13 protein-coding genes are annotated in these 18522 nt (G+C 70.3%); 1 reads left to right on the top strand and 12 read right to left on the bottom strand.

The features are described from left to right. Window positions 1-22 precede the first annotated feature (22 nt). The 7 genes from RNL97_RS10270 to rplU all read right to left on the bottom strand — a co-directional run bounded on the left by RNL97_RS10270 (window position 23) and on the right by rplU (window position 10793). The gene (locus RNL97_RS10270) at window positions 23-2791 is read right to left on the bottom strand and encodes a CDP-glycerol glycerophosphotransferase family protein (protein WP_243314026.1); all 2769 of its coding nucleotides are present in this window, start codon (window positions 2789-2791) and stop codon (window positions 23-25) included. 239 nt (window positions 2792-3030) lie between these two features. After that, the gene (locus tag RNL97_RS10275; protein ID WP_030577339.1) at window positions 3031-4269 is read right to left on the bottom strand and encodes a glycosyltransferase family 2 protein; all 1239 of its coding nucleotides are present in this window, start codon (window positions 4267-4269) and stop codon (window positions 3031-3033) included. Between the two features lie 184 nt (window positions 4270-4453). Continuing rightward, window positions 4454-6565 (bottom strand): CDP-glycerol glycerophosphotransferase family protein, encoded by a 2112-nt coding sequence (locus RNL97_RS10280; protein ID WP_243314027.1) that lies wholly within the window; start codon window positions 6563-6565, stop codon window positions 4454-4456. A gap of 226 nt (window positions 6566-6791) precedes the next feature. Further along, window positions 6792-8291 (bottom strand): bifunctional cytidylyltransferase/SDR family oxidoreductase, encoded by a 1500-nt coding sequence (locus tag RNL97_RS10285; RefSeq protein ID WP_030577334.1) that lies wholly within the window; start codon window positions 8289-8291, stop codon window positions 6792-6794. A 328-nt stretch (window positions 8292-8619) separates the two neighbouring features. Then, entirely contained in the window at window positions 8620-10056 is a 1437-nt protein-coding gene (gene obgE / locus RNL97_RS10290; RefSeq protein WP_313750607.1) for a GTPase ObgE, read from the bottom strand. Window positions 10057-10200: 144 nt separating this feature from the next. Next, window positions 10201-10458 carry a 50S ribosomal protein L27 gene (rpmA, locus tag RNL97_RS10295; RefSeq protein ID WP_006124388.1) on the bottom strand — a complete coding sequence of 86 codons (258 nt, stop codon included), beginning with the start codon at window positions 10456-10458 and terminating at the stop codon, window positions 10201-10203. Between the two features lie 14 nt (window positions 10459-10472). Then, window positions 10473-10793 carry a 50S ribosomal protein L21 gene (gene rplU, locus RNL97_RS10300; RefSeq protein WP_010062939.1) on the bottom strand — a complete coding sequence of 107 codons (321 nt, stop codon included), beginning with the start codon at window positions 10791-10793 and terminating at the stop codon, window positions 10473-10475. Between the two features lie 302 nt (window positions 10794-11095). Between rplU and RNL97_RS10305 the strand changes: the two genes are divergently transcribed. Beyond that, window positions 11096-11692 (top strand): acyltransferase, encoded by a 597-nt coding sequence (locus tag RNL97_RS10305; RefSeq protein ID WP_030577328.1) that lies wholly within the window; start codon window positions 11096-11098, stop codon window positions 11690-11692. An 83-nt stretch (window positions 11693-11775) separates the two neighbouring features. Here the strand turns inward: RNL97_RS10305 and RNL97_RS10310 are convergent, their stop codons facing one another. From RNL97_RS10310 to RNL97_RS10330, 5 genes are read right to left on the bottom strand one after another with little or no spacing between them, the layout of a single operon-like run. Continuing rightward, window positions 11776-13059, bottom strand: a complete 1284-nt coding sequence (locus RNL97_RS10310) for a nucleotide sugar dehydrogenase (protein ID WP_030577325.1) — start codon at window positions 13057-13059, stop codon at window positions 11776-11778. Window positions 13060-13064: 5 nt separating this feature from the next. Then, a complete protein-coding gene (locus RNL97_RS10315) occupies window positions 13065-14684 on the bottom strand; it encodes a glycosyltransferase family 2 protein (protein WP_030577322.1) in 1620 nt (539 codons plus the stop codon). Continuing rightward, complete coding sequence (locus tag RNL97_RS10320; RefSeq protein WP_106978382.1) at window positions 14681-16261, bottom strand: glycosyltransferase family 4 protein; 1581 nt, start codon at window positions 16259-16261, stop codon at window positions 14681-14683. Before RNL97_RS10320 ends, RNL97_RS10315 begins: the two co-directional genes overlap by 4 nt. Further along, window positions 16251-17270, bottom strand: coding sequence for a Gfo/Idh/MocA family protein (locus RNL97_RS10325; RefSeq protein ID WP_243314028.1), 1020 nt, complete (start codon window positions 17268-17270; stop codon window positions 16251-16253). The genes RNL97_RS10320 and RNL97_RS10325 overlap by 11 nt, the downstream gene beginning before the upstream one ends. Then, window positions 17267-18385, bottom strand: a complete 1119-nt coding sequence (locus RNL97_RS10330; RefSeq protein ID WP_243314029.1) for a DegT/DnrJ/EryC1/StrS family aminotransferase — start codon at window positions 18383-18385, stop codon at window positions 17267-17269. The genes RNL97_RS10325 and RNL97_RS10330 overlap by 4 nt, the downstream gene beginning before the upstream one ends. Window positions 18386-18522 lie beyond the last annotated feature (137 nt).

The following is an 18522-nucleotide window of genomic DNA, read 5'->3' on the forward strand; positions in this document are numbered from 1 at the left end:
GCGGCGGGAGCGGCCGGTGGGCTCAGCTCTGCTGCTCCTCCTTGATGGCGAGCATCCGGTCGACGACCCGGGCGGCGGCACGGCCGTCGGAGGGCTCGCAGAAGTCGACCCGGAACTGGGCGTACTTCTCCTTGTACTCCTCGCTGACCGCGTCGATGTTCCGGATCGCGGCGACCAGGTCCTCGGAGGTCTTGATCAGCGGTCCGGGGGCGCGGGAGGTGAAGTCGAAGTAGAAGCCGCGCAGGGTGTCGCGGTAGTGCTCCAGGTCGTACGTGAAGAAGAGCATCGGACGCCCGGAGTGCGCGAAGTCGAAGAGCACCGAGGAGTAGTCCGTGATCATCACGTCGGCGATCAGGTAGAGGTCGGCGATGTCCGGGTAGTACGTGACGTCGTAGACGAAGCCCTGTCCGGCGCCGGGGATGGAGTCGAGGACCTTGTGGTGCTTGCGGTAGAGCAGCACGTGGTCCTCGCCGAGCTCGCGCTGGGCGGCCTCGACGTCGATCTTGTTGTCGAGCTTGAAGCGGCGTCCGCCGTAGCGCTGGTCGTCGCGCCAGGTGGGCGCGTACAGGACGACCTTCTTGCCCGCGGGGATGCCGAGCTTCTCCCGTACGGCCGCGGCGCGCTTGACGCGGTCGGGGGCGTGGAAGACGTCGTTGCGCGGGTAGCCCGCCTCCAGGACCTCGCACTGGAGGCGGAAGGAGTTGGTCATGATCGGGGTGGTGAAGGCGTTCGGCGTGATGAACAGGCTGTACTGGCGCGAGCGTTGCGGGAGGCTCGCGATGTAGGCCAGGTTCGCCTTGGGGGTGCCGAGGAGGTCGGCGCCGATGCGCTTGAGCGGGGTGCCGTGCCAGGTCTGGACGACGACCTGGCCCTCGCGGCGGACGAACCACTCGCGGATGCCGCCGTTGGTGACGACGTACCGGCTGCGGGCCAGGGCCTCGTACCACTCCTTGCTGCCCCACTCGACGCCCCGGACGCCGGGCGGCAGCACGACCTGCTGGTCGTGGACCATCGCGATGTGCTCGACCTCGGTGCCGCGGCGCTTGAGCTCCTCGTAGACGGCGCGGGGCGAGTCGGAGAACTGCTTGCCGCCGAAGCTGTTGTAGAGCACGGCCTCGCGCAGGGGCAGCTTGCGCTGCTCGGGCGTGTAGACGTCGCGCATCAGACGCTGGCGGTAGGCGCCGCGCAGCTCGGGGCCGAGGACCGGGCCGGACTCCACGAAGATCCGGTCGAAGTCGACCCGCTCGACGGTGTACGTGCGGTGCTCGCCCCGGTGGGCCAGGGGGAGCGTGCCGACGAGGTCGGGGCGGACGGTGACGGGCAGGTCGCGGGTGTGGTCCCACTCGGTGGTGCGGCGCAGCCGCGGCATCCAGCGGCCGGCGCGCAGCGGGACGGTGCCCTCGTAGGTGGGCATGGTGTCCGGGCGCAGCCGGGCGGTGAAGCGTCCGTCGGCGAACTCGACGGGCAGCGGGCGGTCCTCGTTGCGGCCGGTGTGGCGCAGGACCATCTTCATCTGCTCGGCGGGGCCGGTGTAGACGCCGGAGAGGACCAGTTCCCCGTCGGCGGTCCACTCGACGCCGTCGACGACCGGCTGGACGGTGCGGAGCTGCGGGGTGAAGTTGCCGGCGCCGTCGGTGAGGATCGCCAGCTCCCGGCCCTCGGGCAGCGGGTGCACGCCGGTGACGGGGCCGGTGCCGTTGGTGGCGCGGCGGGTGGTGCCGTCGGCGAAGACGATGAGCGTGCGGTACTTGACGGCCTTGCCGGGCCGTACGCCGTCGACGGGCAGATCGGCCAGGGGCAGCCGGGCGGTGTGGCGGAGCCAGCCGTCGGCGCCGGTCTCGCCCTGCTGGAGCGGGAGGTCGGTGGCGAAGCCGCTGGGCTCGTGGTCGATGCGCAGGGCGGTGGGGTACTTGCCCGCGGGGGTGGTGACGCGGGAGCGCAGGGTGACGGTGAGGGCGTCGCCGTCGGCGTCCTGCGCGATGATCTCGGCGGGGACGACGTCGACGGAGAGCCTCAGCCGGTTGCGGTCGAAGCCGGCGACGAGGCGGACGCCGTCGTCGAGGGTCCGGGTCAGGCTGTGTCCGGCCGCGCCCGCGTTGTTCTTGGTGATGCTGCCGACGGACATGCCGCCGGGGCGCGGGATGCCGATGCCCAGGCGCCAGGTGCCGGGCTGCCACTGGCCGCGTACCCGGAGGCGGGACGGGTCGACGGCGATCTCGAAGCCGGACCAGTCGTAGTTGTGCAGGGCGCCCTTGGCCTCGGCGGTGGCGCGGGGCTCCAGGACCGTGCGCAGCCGCAGCGGGAGGGTGGAGCGGCTGCCCTGGCGGCGGAGCACGGCGACGCGCAGCGAGCGCTTGCCGGTGGCCGAGGGGACGTTGGGGATGTAGGCGTAGCCCTTGATCTGGAGCTTGCCGTCCTCCCAGGCCAGGCCGAGGAGCTTGCCGCGTACGGGGAGCTCACTGCGGTTGAAGTTGCGCACGGAGGAGGGGAGCGAGGAGCTCTCGACGCCGGGCAGCTCGATACGGGCGCGCCGCAGGCCGCGGACGGAGAAGGCGCCCGGGTTCTCGCGCTCGTAGTGCAGCAGGTCGACCAGTTCGTCGCCGCGCCCGCTGGCCGCCAGGTGCCACTTGACCCGGGCCATCGGGGAGAACTGCCGGACGACCTTCGGGGCGGCACGGGCCAGGAAATCCTTGGCCGCCCGGTGGAATTCGGGGCGCTCCTCGACCGGAGTCTCCGGGAAGTACTTCATGAGCCGACTGAGCTCGTCGGGGATCGCTTCGAGGGACGCCACGGCGGGAAGGCCTTTCCGGGGGGACGTGCAGATGATGAACCCCAGGAAGACGGGGCGTTAATGAGACGTGTTCAACCGTCTCATGGTTGCCCCACAGTATGACGTGACACCTCTCACAGGACGAACTCGCCCCGGGCGGCGCCCAGGGCGGGAAGGCATGTTCGAGGGTTGACCGCACGCCCCGGCGAGAGCTCCTCCGAGCCCTGTTCGAGGGCTCCCCCGAGCCCTCGAACACACGGTCAGACGCGGTGGGTGCGGGGGCCGCGCAGGGCGCCGAGCACGGTCCGGCGGGCCTTGCGGACCACGCGACGGGCGAAGGACGGGCGGGGCCCCCGCTGCGGCGCCTCGATCCGCCGTCCGCCGACCCATTCCGTGACGGTCACCTCGTAAGCGCTGTCGGGGAGCACGGAACTCTCGCCGAAGTGCGGGTAGGCGAGGTGCGGACGGGGCGGGTCTCCCCGGCGGACGATCTCGGGCTCCTTCTTGTCGCGCAGGAAGGCGGCGATGTCCATGAGCAGGTCGAGCCGGCCCGCGGCGAGGCACATCAGCCGCAGCCGTTCGTTCACCTTGAGGTTGCGGCCGAGCCCCGGCGTCCAGTACGCCTCCATCAGGGGGGCCGCCAGCGCCATCTTCCGCTCGCGGACCCGGGCCTTCTGCTTCACCAGTCCGGGGCCGAACTGCGGCAGCAGGGTGATGACGAAGGGGCGCACCATCAAGGCGTCGCGCCGGGGGCCCGGGGGCACGTACTCGGCGATGAGCCCCATGAGGGCGCGGGCCGAGTCGAAGCGGCGCTCGAAGCCGCCCTTCTTGGTCATCTGGTTGCGGTCCTCGCGGCCCACCAGGTAATAGCAGGTGTAGTCGGCGACGACGGAGATCCCGTTGCCGCGCAGATACGCCTCCATCGTGAACAGGGCGTCCTCGCCCGTCTTGAGCTGCTCGTCGAAGGCCATCCCCAGGCGTACGAGGAGGTCGCGCCGGAACAGCTTCTGCGCGCTCAGGGTGAATTTGACGTTGGAGGAATACAGGTCGGCGCGCTCGACGGTCTCTTTCCACATGGACTTCGCGGCACCGCGGTTGACGCCGACGATCTTCCCGAGCACCACGTCCGTGCCCGCCCGGTCCCCCATGGCGACCATGCGCTCCAGGGCTTCCTCGCCGAAGTAGTCGTCCGCGTCGAGGAAGAAGACGTACCGGCCGCGGGCGAGGTCGAGGCCCCGGTTGCGCGGGCCGCTGGGGCCGCCGGAATTCGGCTGCCGGACGACTCTCATGGGGATCGCGGTCCGGGCGGCGAACTCCTCCAGGCAGGCGCCCGTGCCGTCGGTGGAGCCGTCGTCGACGGCGATGATCTCCATGCGGTCCGCGCCGATGGTCTGCGCCTCGACGGACTCCAGGCACCGGACCAGGTAGGGCATCGCGTCATACGCCCCGATGATCACACTGACATCGGGCTCGTGGTTCTTCCTGGGCATGTCGGCCATGTACACCTGTCGATTTGATCACGAAAGAAGGCAGATTGCCCGACTATGCACTTTTTGTGCATGAACATGCCGAACGACCCGTACATCCCTCCCTCAGGAGAGACGTACGGGTCGCGATCGGGGTTGCCTGCTTCTCAGCCAGTTCGATCAGACGTACGGCGCGCGGCTGTGCGACCGCACGCGCTCAGCGCACGGACGAGGCCCCCCCGCGGAGAGCGGCCTTCGCCTCGCTCTCCGCCGCGTCGGTCTCCGGAGCGTCCGGATCCGCCGTGGCGTCGGCCTCAACGGCCGCCTGCGGGTCGCCGGTCCCGACGCCGCTGGAGACGGCCTCCGCGTCCGGCACCGCTATGGCCTGCTCACCGATCCGCTGGGCGACGGCCGCGTTACGGGCCTCGGCCTTGGCCGCCAGCGCCCGTACCGCGGCGTTGAACTGCTCCATGGAGGTCGGCTCGTCCGGACCCAGGAGGTAGGTCTTCAGCTCACGGCGGGCATCCGCCAGCGTGTCCGCCGCCGGGTCGGCCACCGCGGCCAGCAGCGCGTCGAGCTCCTCGGCGCCGTTTGACAGGATGACCGCGGCGCGCACCGCGGTGTTCTGCCGCTTGAACTCCTCGGCTCCGAGCGCGGCCGAGTCGGTGACCGCATACGGCTTGCCACTCGCGATGAAGTCGGAGACCACACTGGAGATGTCCGAAACCATGGCGTCGGACTCGTTGAAGCAGTCGTACAGCTTGGGCTGCGCGCCGGTCACCGTACGGTGCTCCCACCAGCCGAAGGAGCGCCAGTAGGCGTCGTTCCACTCGGCCCTCAGCCGTGCGGTCTCCGCCTCGCGGACCGGGTCGGCGAGCGAGAGCCGCGACTCCTCCGCGTCGTCGCCGCCCACGCGGCCGGTGGCCGTGAGCTGCGCGAGCCGCGCCTCGATCCGGGCGAGCTCGGCCTTGGCGGCGCTCTGCCCGGCGGCGGCCGATGAGGCTTCCTTCGCCCAGCGGGGCTCCGCCGCGCGTTCGGCGGCGGCCTTGTCCAGCATCGCCTGGATCCGGGCGTTGACGGCCTTGGCCTTGGCACTGCGGATGCCGGTGAAAGGGTGCGGCTTGTAGATGATCCGGACCGGGTCGGCGGCGTTCAGCAGCCGGCGCACGATGTTCTCGCCCGCCAGCAGGAGGGAGGTGTTGCCCGGGTTGTCGTCCCAGCCCTCCCAGGTGGGCGCGTACAGCACGGTCGGGATGGGGTTCTTGACCGTACCCGTCCAGTTCTTGATGGGCTCCAGCTGCGGGCGCCCGACCTCGACGATGTCCTCGTCGCGGATCCCCACATCGGCCAGCGCGTACCGGTCGCGGCCGGCCCGGCCCGCCGTCCACACCTCGTCGTACACCTTGGAGAAGGGGTTCACGCTGGCGAGCTTGTCGCTGTCGCCGTGGCCGATGAAGACGTGCTTCATGGTCGGGACGCGCAGGATGTGGATGTTCTTGCCCACGTTCGCGGGGTAGAGGCAGACCCGGACCGTGGAGAGGTCCAGGTTCATCAGGTGGGTGCCCGCCGGCACGCAGATCACCGGGACCGAGGTCTCGGCGAGCTGCGGGACGAGACCGCGCTCCCGCATGATGATCAGCGGACGGCCCTCGACCCGGCTCATGGTCTCCAGCCACATGTTGCCCTGGTAGGCGGACTCGTTGGAGCCGGAGAAGTAGAGCACCACGGTCGGCTGGTACTCGCGCAGCCAGCCGTCCACGGCCTTGAGCACGGCGGCAGCAGGAGGAGCCAGCCGGCCGCGGCGCACGTACGGGACGAGCAGCGCGAGGTAGAGCAGGGCCAGCAGCAGCGTCAGGCCTATGCCCGCATAGCCGATGACGTTCTCCCCGGTCCCGGCGGCGATCAGCACGCCCACCACGGCAGGAATGTCGAGGTGCAGCATCTTCTCCGCGGAGCGCCGCATCAGCGCGCCGGGCGGGGCGTCGGGGATGCGGACCGCGTGCAGGTCCACGTTGCGGGTGACGACCGGCATGGTGCGGCGGAGCCGGATCAGGGTCGCCATGGCTCCGTGCGGCGCCTGGAGGCCGTAGAAGAGCAGGAAGCAGGCCACCGCCGCGTAGAACAGCGGCGACTCTGCGAGATCCAGGCGGGCCAGCAGCAGGATGACCATCAGCTGCCGGAGCAGGAAGCGGATCGAGAGCCCGGCCCGCACCTTGCCCAGGCGGTTGATCAGATAGCTCCCCCGCTGGTGCAGATACCAGTCGGCGGCATACGTGACAGCGGCGGCCGCCGCGAAGAACCAGATGTGGGGAATGAGCGCGGCAAGCATGACGCAGGGATATCCCAGCCCCATCAACAACGCTGCCGCCAGTTCCGACCTGCTGCCCACACGGGCCAGGCGAATGGCTGTCGAGATCACGAAGAACCTGCTCCAGGGGGTGCTGGTTGATTCACCTATTGACGGAAATGTGAAGGTGCGGCTTCACGCATTCGGGCCTCTGCCATCGCGCAAAGCGACGAACAGAGGCCCGGAAAAGCACATTTGTCAAGAATTATTACACATCTGCTTGACGGTCCAGCACGGAGGCCAGGGCCTGCTCGAAGCCCGAGGACTCGGCGGCGCCCGCCGTCGGGTCCTGCTGCCGTACGTCGATGACATGGCCGGTCAGCTCGGAGAGCAGGACGTCCAGCGAGGTGCGCGCGACGGCCTCCGAGGAGAGCAGCGAGCCCTCGGGCTCCTGGCCGAACGCCTTGGTCCGCATCGGGGTCGCGGTGCGCTCCGGGTTCACGCAGTTGACCCGGATGCCCTCGCCCGCCCACTCGTCGGCGAGCGCCTGGGTGAGGTTGACCATCGCGGCCTTGGTGGAGGAGTAGAGGCTGTACTCGGCGCGGCCCCGGGTGTAGCTGCTGGAGGTGTAGAGCAGCAGCTGGCCCTGGGTCTCCGCCAGGTACTTGTACGAGGCGCGGGCGATCTGCACGGGGGCCAGGTAGTTGACGTTCAGCGCTTCCTGGATCGTCGTGTTGTCGGTCTCGGCCAGCTTGCCGATCCTCAGTACGCCCGCGGTGTTGATGACGTAGTCGATCCGACCGGTCTCGCCGTACGCCTTGGAGAGCGCGTCGTCCACGTGCTCCGGGTTCTCCACGTGCGTTCCCGTGGTGGAGCGGCCCAGCGCGTAGACCTTGGCGCCGTAGCTCTCGGCGAGGGAGGCGATGTCGGCGCCGATGCCGTACGAACCGCCGAAGACGACAAGGGTCTTGCCGGTGAGCAGCTCGCGGTAGGCGGCCTCGTCGGCCTGGCGCGGGGCGGCGGTGGAGGCCAGCTGGAAGAGCTTGTCGGTGATGAAGACGTCGACCGGCTGGGTCACCTTCATGTTGTACTCGTCGCCCGCGACCACGTAGATCGGCACGTCGGGGAGGTACTTGAGGACCACCGAACAGTCGTCGGTGGCCTGGAAGTTGGGGTCTCCCGCCGCGACTTCGTACGCCTTGCGGATCGTGGAGAGCTTGAAGGCCTGCGGCGTCTGGCCGCGGCGCAGCCGGGAGCGGTCGGGCACGTCGGTGATGAACTCGCCGTCCTCACCATGCGTACGCGTCACGATGATCGTGTCCGCGGACGGGATGGCGACGTCGACGGCCTGGTAGCGCTCCAGGGCGTCGACACAGTCCGTGATCACACGCTGCGACAGCAGGGGGCGGACCGCGTCATGGAAGAGGACGTTGCGGTCCTCGCCCTCTGCGAGGCCCTCGCCGAGGACGGCGATGGCGCGCTCGGTGGTCTCGTTGCGGGTGTTGCCGCCCTCGATGATCCGGGTGACCTTGCTCAGTCCGGCCTTCGCGACGATCTTCTCGACGTCGGGGACGAAACCGGGCGCCATCAGCACGATGACGTCGTCGATGCCCTCGGCGTTCTCGAAGATGGTCAGCGTGTGCTCGATGACGGCCTTGCCGGCGATCTTCAGCAGCTGCTTGGGGATCGAGAGGCCCACGCGCTGACCGGTCCCACCGGCGAGCACGACCGCTGTGGTCCGGGGCTTGGCTTCATGCGGCACAGACACAGACGACCTACCTTGCTATGACGGGGGAACAGTGTGATGGTCGCACTCTCCGTGACCGTCTCGCAAGGTGGACGTCGTCCGTCGCTCGCCGCGCGGATACCCGCAGTTCACCCTCTGGCCAGGGAGTTGGGCGCTGCCGAAGTGACACCAGGGGTGACCGACCCCACAGTTGTGTTGCTCAATCCGCACATCTGCAGCACGTTCACCCGGCGTGACCGGCGGAAACCGCCTGCGCCCGGCCCCGAGGCTACCGGACGGCCCGCCTCCGGAGAGACGGGCCGTCGGCCGTGACCGGTGAGCGACGCCCCGGAGAAAGGGGCGGACCCGGCTAGAAGGGATCGAACTCGTCGTATTCCTTCTGAGCGTCGTCGCGTTCGGCCTCGCGGTCCTTGCGGCGCTGCGCCGCGGGGCGCGGGGCCTCCATGCGGTGGTCCTCGCCGCGGCGGCCGAGCATCTCCGCGCCGGACTGCATGGTCGGCTCCCAGTCGAAGACGACCGCGTTGTCCTCGGGTCCGATCGCGACGCCGTCGCCGGCCCGGGCGCCCGCCTTGACCAGTTCGTCCTCGACGCCGAGGCGGTTGAGCCGGTCGGCGAGGTAGCCGACGGCCTCGTCGTTGTTGAAGTCGGTCTGGCGCACCCAGCGCTCGGGCTTCTCGCCGCGCACCCGGTAGAGGTCCTCGTCCTCGGCGGTGACCGTGAATCCCGCGTCGTCGACGGCCTTGGGGCGGATGACGATGCGGGTCGCCTCCTCCTTCGGCTTGGTGGCGCGCGCCTCGGCGATGATCCCGGCGAGCGCGTAACTCAGCTCGTTGAGGCCCTTGTGGGCGATGGCGGAGACCTCGAAGACGCGGTAGCCGCGGGCCTCCAGGTCGGGGCGGATCATGTCGGCGAGGTCCTGGCCGTCGGGGATGTCGACCTTGTTGAGGGCGACGATGCGGGGCCGGTCCTCCAGGCCGCCGTACTGGCGCAGCTCCTCCTCGATGGTGTCGAGGTCGGAGACGGGGTCGCGGTCGGACTCCGGGGCGGCGGTGTCCAGGACGTGCACGAGCACCGAGCAGCGCTCGACGTGCCGCAGGAACTCCAGGCCGAGGCCCTTGCCCTGGCTGGCGCCGGGGATGAGGCCCGGGACGTCGGCGATGGTGTAGACGGTCGAACCGGCAGTGACGACGCCGAGGTTCGGCACGAGGGTGGTGAACGGGTAGTCCGCGATCTTCGGCTTGGCCGCGGAGAGCACCGAGATCAGCGAGGACTTGCCCGCGCTCGGGTAGCCGACGAGGGCCACGTCGGCGACGGTCTTGAGCTCCAGGACGATGTCCCGGCTCTCGCCCGGCTCGCCGAGCAGCGCGAAGCCGGGGGCCTTGCGGCGGGCCGAGGCGAGCGCGGCGTTGCCGAGGCCGCCGCGACCGCCCTGACCGGCCACGAAGGTGGTGCCCTGGCCGATGAGGTCGGCGAGGACGTTCCCGGCCTTGTCGAGGACGACGGTGCCGTCGGGGACGGGCAGGACCAGGTCCTGGCCGTCCTTGCCGGAGCGGTTGTCGCCGGCGCCGGGCTGGCCGTTGGTGGCCTTGCGGTGGGGGTGGTGGTGGTAGTCGAGCAGCGTGGTCACGGACTGCTCGACGACGAGGATCACGTCGCCGCCGCGGCCGCCGTTGCCCCCGTCGGGGCCGCCCAGCGGCTTGAACTTCTCACGGTGTACGGAGGCGCAGCCGTGGCCTCCGTTACCCGCGGCGGCATGCAGCTCGACGCGGTCCACGAAGGTGGTCATGGTGGGTGCCTCCAGGTACAGCGGAAAATGCGGAATTGTCTCTGTCGTAACACGCCGAGGGCGGACCCGCTTCCCCGTTCGCCGGGAAAGCTGAGATCCGCCCTCGGAAGGTGCTGTGTGTCGTTCTGCGCGCGTCGAGAGGACTCAGACGGCGAGCGGAACGATGTTCACGACCTTGCGGCCGCGGTGCGTGCCGAACTCCACCGCACCGGCGGTCAGCGCGAACAGCGTGTCGTCGCCGCCACGGCCGACGCCCGCACCGGGGTGGAAGTGGGTGCCGCGCTGGCGGACCAGGATCTCACCGGCGTTGACGGCCTGACCGCCGAAGCGCTTCACGCCGAGCCGCTGAGCATTGGAATCGCGCCCGTTCCGAGTGGACGATGCGCCCTTCTTGTGTGCCATGTGTTCTCAGTCCCTTACTTCGCAGCCGTGGGGATACCGGTGACCTTGATCGCCGTGTACTGCTGGCGGTGACCCTGGCGGCGGCGGTAGCCGGTCTTGTTCTTGTAGCGAAGGATGTCGATCTTCGCGCCCTTGTGGTGGTCCACGATCTCGGCCGTGACCTTGATCCCGTCCAGCACCCACGGGTCGCTGGTGACCGCGTCACCGTCGACAACGAGCAGGGTCGAGAGCTCGACCGTGTCGCCAACCTTGGCAGTGGAAATCTTGTCAACCTCAACGATGTCGCCGACAGCAACCTTGTGCTGGCGACCACCGCTGCGCACGATGGCGTACACGCGGATCTCTCTCTCGCTCGGAACGGAACCCCTGATGCCAGCCGCCCGCACGGGCCGGGGCCCGTGTCGATCCGGAAGGATGAGCGGCCTCTCCTGGCGGACGGCGCGGACACCGACCGTTACCGGGAGGGATGTGCTCAGGGGTAGGCGCATTACGGAAACACACCGAGGGTCAAGGTTACGGGGCCGGGGTGTGGGGGTCAAACCGGGTCGAGGGACCGGAGGCGGGGGCCCGCGGGCCGGGGCCGCCGAGCCGCCCGCCTTATGCTTTCCGGGCGCATCAGCTCTCCGAAAGGCATGCCGTGAACTACAGGGTCCAGCCCACCGCCCAGGTCGACGAGACCGCCGAGATCGGGGACGGCTCCAGTGTCTGGGAGCTGGCGCAGATCCGTGAGGGAGCGAAGCTCGGCGAGGGCTGCGTCGTCGGCCGCGGCGCGTACGTCGGCACCGGCGTGCGCATCGGCGACAACGTGAAGCTGCAGAACTACGCCCTCGTGTACGAGCCCGCCGAGCTCGGCGACGGCGTCTTCGTCGGCCCCGCCGTCGTCCTCACGAACGACCACAACCCGCGGTCGGTCGACCCGGAAGGCAAGCAGAAGCGCGGCGGCGACTGGGAGGCGGTCGGCGTGAAGGTCGCCGAGGGCGCCTCCCTCGGCGCGCGCTCGGTCTGCGTCGCACCGGTCCGTGTCGGCCGGTGGGCGATGGTCGCGGCCGGCGCCGTGGTCACCAAGGACGTGCCGGACTTCGCCCTGGTCGTCGGCGTGCCCGCACGGCAGATCGGCTGGGTCGGACGGGCCGGAGTGCGCCTGGCCGAGCGGCCGGACGAGCCCGGCGTGTGGGAGTGCCCGCAGAGCGGGACGCTGTACGACGAGAAGGACGGCGTGCTGTCCGAGCGTTGAGACAAGCCTCCGTTGAGTCGCGGAGCACACGGTGAGGGCGGGCGTCCTGCGGGACGCCCGCCCTCACCGTCTCTTCGGACGGCTCAGCCGCCGATGACGACGCGGCGCACGCCCGCCCAGTTGGCCGGGTCCGTCGTGCGGCGGCCGTCGACCAGGACGCGGACGTCCGGGAGGTCGGCGGCGGACAGCTCGCGGTACTCGGCGTGGTCGGCCTGGAGGACCGCGGCGGTGACGGCCTGGCCCTCGTGCGGGACGAGGCCCAGGGCGGTCAGCTCCTCCGGCGTGTACATCGGGTCCGAGACGAACGGCACCGCACCCCGCGCCTTCAGCGCCTCGACGACGCCGAAGACACCGGAGAAGGCGGTCTCCTTGACGCCGCCGCGGTAGGCCGCGCCCAGCACCACGACCCCGACGCCGTCCAGGTCGCCGTAGGCGGCGGCCAGCAGGTCCACGGCGTAGGCGGGCATCGCGGCGTTGGCCTCGCGGGCCGAACGCACGACGGTCGCCTCCGGGTCGTTCCACAGGTACATCCGCGGGTAGATCGGGATGCAGTGGCCGCCCACGGCGATGCCGGGCTGGTGGATGTGGCTGTAGGGCTGGCTGTTGCAGGCCTCGATGACCTTCTTGACGTCGATGTCGTGTCGGTCGGCGAACCGGGCGAACTGGTTGGCCAGACCGATGTTGACGTCGCGGTAGGTGGTCTCGGCGAGCTTCGCCAGCTCGGAGGCCTCCGCCGTACCGAGGTCCCATACGCCGTTCGGGCGGGGCAGGTCCTCGCGCTCGTCGAAGTCGAGGACGGCCTCGTAGAAGGCGACGCCCGCCGCGGAGGACGCCTCGTCGATGCCGCCGACGAGCTTGGGGTAGCGGCGCAGGTCGGCGAAGACGCGACCGGTGAGCACCCGCTCCGGGGAGAAGACCAGGTGGAAGTCCTCACCGGGGGTGAGGCCCGAGCCCTCGGCCAGCATCGGCGCCCAGCGGGTACGGGTGGTGCCGACCGGGAGCGTGGTCTCGTAGCTGACCAGGGTGCCGGGCTTGAGGCCGGCCGCGATGGCCTTGGTGGCGGCGTCCATCCAGCCGAAGTCCGGGGTGCCCTCGGCGTCCACGAAGAGCGGGACGACGACCACGACCGCATCGGACGCGGCGACCGCGGCCGTGGTGTCCGTCGTCGCGGAGAGCAGGCCCGCGCCGACCGTCTCCTTCAGCTTGACGTCCAGGTCGTACTCGCCGGGGAACGGCTCGGTGGCCGCGTTGACGAGCTCGACGACCTTCTCGTTGACGTCCGCGCCGATGACCTTGTGGCCCTTGGCGGCGAACTGCACGGCGAGCGGAAGCCCGATCTTGCCGAGCGCGACTACACAGATGTTCATCGGGGTTACTTCCTCTTCGACCTGGACAGCGTTCGGCGCAGCCGTGCGCCGACGCCGGGCTTCGGTTCCCGCAGGGGGGCCGTCGTGATCACGAGCCGGCCCTTGCTGTTGGTACTCGCTGCCACGCGGTGGGGCTCATCGCTCCCCCAGCGGCGTGCCAGCGGCATCGGCTGCCCGTCGGTGCGGACCGGGATCTCGTACGTCGAGCCCGCCACGTCCACATAGAGGCGGACGCCCCTCTTGGACCGGGTGGCCGCCAGCGGGATGCGGGCGGTCAGCAGAGTGCCGCCGTCCTCCGCGGTGCCGGCGGTGAGCGTGCCGACGCGCCGCGGGCGCGGGGCGTCCGCCGGGAGCTTGCGCGCACCGGCCTTGTCGGCGCTCTGGGGCATGGCGCCCTGGGCCAGGGCGATGACAGCGGAGGAGGTGTCCCCTGTGATGCCGGCCCGCAGCTTCACGACGCAGAACAGCTCCGTGCCGTGCTGGTCCCAGGCGGCCGACTCCAGGCGCGTACCGGCGGAGAGGCGGCCCGCCACCGTCTCGCCGAGCACCTCGTACCAGCGGTCGTCGAGGCCGACGGCCGGGTCCCTGAAACCGGGGTGGGCCGCGAACGCGCGGCTCCCTTCCAGCAGGAAGGGCGGCGCACCGTGCTCGGTCTCCTCGGCGATGGCGCGGGTCAGCTCCTCTACGGCGCCGCTGCGGGCGAGGCCGAAGCGCACCCGGCGCTTGACACCGGTGCCGTCGCGCAGGCCGTCGGTGAAGTAGGCGTCCACCAGCGCGCCGACGCCCTGGCACACCTGACGCCGGGTGTCCGGATCGAGTGCGGGGAAGTCCTGCTGGAGAAGCTTGGACAGCTCCCAGTCGAAGTGGCGCTTGAGGACGGCGTCGCGCTGCGGACCCGCGGGGATCAGACCGGCCGTGTGCTCGATGATGCGCTCGACACAGCGGAGCCTGGCCAGGTGGTCCGCCCGGTAGGTGATGTTGCTGGCGTCGCCGCGCTTGACCGCGTAGTAGCAGGTGTAGTCGGAGACGACGGAGATCTTCCGGGCCCGTACGCACGCCTCGATGGTGAACGGCTGGTCGCTGCCGACCGGCATGTCCTCAGGAAAGCGGAGGCTGTGCTTCTCCACCAGTTCGCGGCGGAAGAGCTTGGTGTTGGCCAGGGTGAAGGGCAACGCCGAGTCGTAGAGGCTGATGTCGGGGTGGTTCCCGTCGTACAGCTTCTGGTGGACGTACCGGCCGTTCGTGCCGACCATCTTCCCGACGACCACGTCGGCCCCGTTGGCGTCGGCGGCGGAGACCATCCGCTCCAGGGCCTCTTCGCCGAGGTGGTCGTCCGCGCCTATGAAGTAGACGAAACGGCCGGTGGCCACGTCCAGCGCCCGGTTGCTGGGCACGGCGGGGCCGCCCGAGTTCGGCTGGTGGAGCACCTTCACGACGTCGGGGTAGCGCTCGGCGTACCGGTCGAGCTCGGCACCGCTCCCGTCGGTCGACCCGTCGTCGACGGCCACGACCTCCAGCCGCTCCGGGCCGATGCTCTGCCGGATCAGGGAGTCCAGGCACTCCGTGAGGTACGGCATGGTGTTGTAGACGGCGACGACGACGGTGACGTCGGGCTCTCGTGTCATGCCATCACCTGCGAGTCCGGCTGTTGCGCCTTCACCGGGGCGGCACCGGTGAGACGCGTGTACACGCCGTCCAGGACCTCGGCCTGCGCCTCCCAGGTCCAGTTCTCCAACAGCCCTTCGCGTGCGTAGGCCGCGCGGTACTTCGCGGGGTCGGCGAGCACCGACTTGACCGCCCGTACGTAGTCGGAGACGTCCTCGGCGGTGAACACCTCGCCCTGACCGGTCCGGGCGACCATCTCCCCCATCGTCTTGACGTCGCTCACGACGAACGGCAGACGGGCGTGGGAGTACTCGAAGAACTTGGTGATCAGGGCGATCTCGTGGTTCGGCCAGTGGTGGATAGGGATGACGCCCACGCTGGCCGCGGACAGGAAGGGGACCACCTGGTAGTGCGGCACGTACGGCAGGATGTGCAGCCGGTCCGAGACGCCCAGTTCGGCAGCTCGTTCCTTGAGTTCCTGCATGTAGGCCGAGTTGGGCCGCAGGACGACGAAGGCCACGTGCGTACCGGGGAGCTGGGGCAGCCCCTCGATCATGATGTCGAGACCCCGCTGCGGGGCCGCGGCACCGCTGTAGACCGCCAGGGGGACGTCCGGGCCGATACCGCACAGCTCGCGCAGGTCGGGCACGGGCTCCGCGGCCTGCTCCGGGGAGACCTCGGCGTCCGGGGCGTTCAGCACCACCTCCGGCAGGGCCTTCAGCCCGTGGCGCTCGACCAGCATCTCCGCCAGGGTGCCGGAGACCGTGGTCACGGCGTCGGCGTACTTGGCGTACTCCCGCTCGTGCCCGCACTGCGCGATGTGCCAGCGCGGGTGCGGGTTCCAGGGCTTGATGCCGGGCAGGAACTCGTGCACGTCCCAGAGGAGCTTGACCTTGCGGCCCTTGGCCTCGGCGCGCAGCTTCGCCCGCGCGGCCACGCCGAGCATGCGGAAGTCGTTGGCGTGGATCACGTCGGGTTCGAGCCGGTCGATGACCTTCCCGTACGCCAGCTCGAAGTCCCACAGGGCCGGGTCGAGGCGCCGCCAGGCCCGGTCGCCCATGGTGCGGACCCAGAAGGCGGTGGTGAAGCGGTCCAGCGGCGAGTCCATGCTCTTGCGGCGCTGCGCGAGCGCCTCCGTACGGCCGGCCCGGAAGCGGACCCACTTGCTCAGCGTCTTCGCCAGCAGACGCGGGGGCAGCAGACGTGCCACGCCGAGTGAGGAACCGTTGCGCCTGGCCTCGACGCTCCGGACGTTCAGCTCCGCGCGCCACGCCTTCATCCGCTGCTTGCGGTACTCCGCGAGCGGACCGGGCGGATACGCGAGAGGCGAACGCAGAACGGCCCTGCGGTACTCATGACGGCGGCGGTGCATGGGCGTCGGCACGTGCAGCAGGCGGACCTCGGCATCGCCGAGCCACCACTTCTGGGACTTCTTGGTGGGCGACTTGCCCAGAAGCACCACGTCCCACCCGGCCTCCGCCGCCGAGCGGGCTTCCTTCTGCACCCGGGAATCGCCGTTGACGCCGTTGTCGACGAGCATGACGATCTTTCCCCGGGAAGTGCGCTGCGGCCTCTCGGCCGAGCTGTCAATCGCCATGGCGGGCAGGCTCTCCTGTCTCGAATACGACGGTCTGGCCACGGTTGGCCGAGTCGAGCAGCGATGTCGCCACCTCGACGGTACGCAGCCCCTGCCGGAGCGTGCAGATGTCGGCGGGCTTGCCCTGCACAGCGTCGCGGAACAGCTCGTGCTCGACAAGCAGCGGCTCGCGCTTGGGGATGGCGTAACGGATCATGTCGCCCTCGGCGACCCCGCGGAAGGCGCGCAGCGCCTCCCACTCGGTGGCGACGGCGGCGTTGGAGTGGAACGTGAGGTCGGCGGTGAGGGTGTCGGCGATGAAGCAGCCGCGCTCGCCGGTGACCGAGGTGAATCGTTCCTTGAGCGGGCTCAGCCAGTTGACCAGGTGGTTGACCATCGTGCCGTCGGAGAGCTGGCCCACCGCGGAGACCATGTCCTCGTGCGGGCGGCCCGACTTGGAGACGGTGTGCGCCGCGATCGACCTGTACGTCTGGCCGGTGACCCAGCCCGTCAGGTCGATGTCGTGGGTGGCCAGGTCCTTGACCACGCCGACGTCGGCGATCCGGTGCGGGAAGGGGCCCTGGCGGCGGGTGACGACCTGGTAGACGTCGCCCAGCTCGCCGGCCTCCAGGCGGGCGCGGAGCGAGAGCAGGGCGGGGTTGCAGCGTTCGATGTGGCCGACGCCGGCGACGAGGCCGCGTGACTCGAAGGCGTCGACGAGGCGGCGGGCGCCCTCGACGGTGTCGGCGAGCGGCTTCTCGATCAGGGCGCTGACGCCGGCGTCGGCGAGCTGGAGGCCGACCTCCTCGTGCAGCGCGGTCGGGCAGGCCACGACGGCGTAGTCGATGCCGAGGGCGATGAGCTCCTCGACGGTGGAGAGCACGGGTGCGCCCTGGGCCCAGCCGTTCTTGTCGCCCATCGGGTCGACGACGCCGACCAGTTCGACGCCTTCCAGGCTCGCGAGGACGCGGGCGTGGTGGCGCCCCATGGAGCCGAGGCCGACGAGCCCGGCCTTGAGTACGGCGGTCACAGGTTCTCCCCGAGGTCGTTCACGGCGGTGACGATGCGCTCCAGGTCGCCCTGGGTGAGCGAAGGGTGAACGGGCAGCGAGACGACCTCGGCTGCGGCCTTCTCGGTCTCGGGCAGGTCCCAGGTGCGGCCCGCCTTCTGGTCCGGCTCCCAGTAGGGCTTCAGGCGGTGGATCGGCGTCGGGTAGTAGACCGCGTTGCCGACGCCCGCCTCGGTGAGCTTCGCCATCGCGGCGTCCCGGTCGCCCTGGATGCGCACGGTGTACTGGTGGTAGATGTGCCGCGCGCCCTCGGCGACCGGCGGCGTGGTGACGGCCGCGGCGGTGATGTGGGCGTCGAGGTACGCGGCGTTGGCGCGGCGCTGCTCGGTCCAGCCCTCCAGCTTGCCGAGCTGTACGCGGCCGACGGCGGCGGACACGTCGGTCATCCGCATGTTGGCGCCGACGATCTCGTTGGCGTAGCGCTGCTCCATGCCCTGGTTGCGCAGCAGGCGCAGGGTCCGGGCCAGTTCGGCGTCGGCCGTGGAGACCATGCCGCCTTCGAGGGAGTGCATGTTCTTGGTCGGGTAGAAGCTGAAGGTACCGCCCGCGCCGAACGCGCCGACCGGGGTGCCGTTCAGCGCCGCCGCGTGGGCCTGGCAGGCGTCCTCGACGACGGCGAGCCCGTGCTTCTCGGCGATGGGCATGAGCTTGTCCATCGCGGCGGGGTGACCGTAGAGGTGCACCGGCATGATCGCGGCGGTGCGCGGCGTGATCGCGGCTTCGACGGCGGCCGGGTCGAGGCCGAAGCTGCCGGGCTCGATGTCGGCGAACACCACGTCGGCGCCGACCAGGCGGACGGCGTTGGCGGAGGCCGCGAAGGAGAAGGAGGGGACGATCACCTCGTCGCCGGGGCCGATGCCCAGGGCCAGCAGCAGCAGGTGCAGAGCCGAGGTGCCCGAGTTGACGGCGACGCAGTGCCGGTCGTCGACCAGCCGCGAGAAGCCTTCCTCGAAGGCCGCGACCTCCGGGCCCTGCACGACGCGACCGCTGCGCAGTACGCGTACCGCGGCCTCGATCTCGTCTTCCCCGATGACGGGGCGGGCAGCAGGAATCGGCTGCTCGTTGATGCTCGACATGAACGTCCTCCTTGAACACCGCAAGAGCTCGTTACCGGGCAGAGCTCTGGGTGCGGGACGCCTTACGAGGTCGCGCATAACCCCACCGGCGCAATGCCGACGCCCTGCCGAGGGATCCGGCCCGGCCGGAATCCCCG

This window comes from Streptomyces parvus (assembly GCF_032121415.1).
Classification (GTDB): Bacteria; Actinomycetota; Actinomycetes; order Streptomycetales; family Streptomycetaceae; genus Streptomyces; species Streptomyces globisporus_A.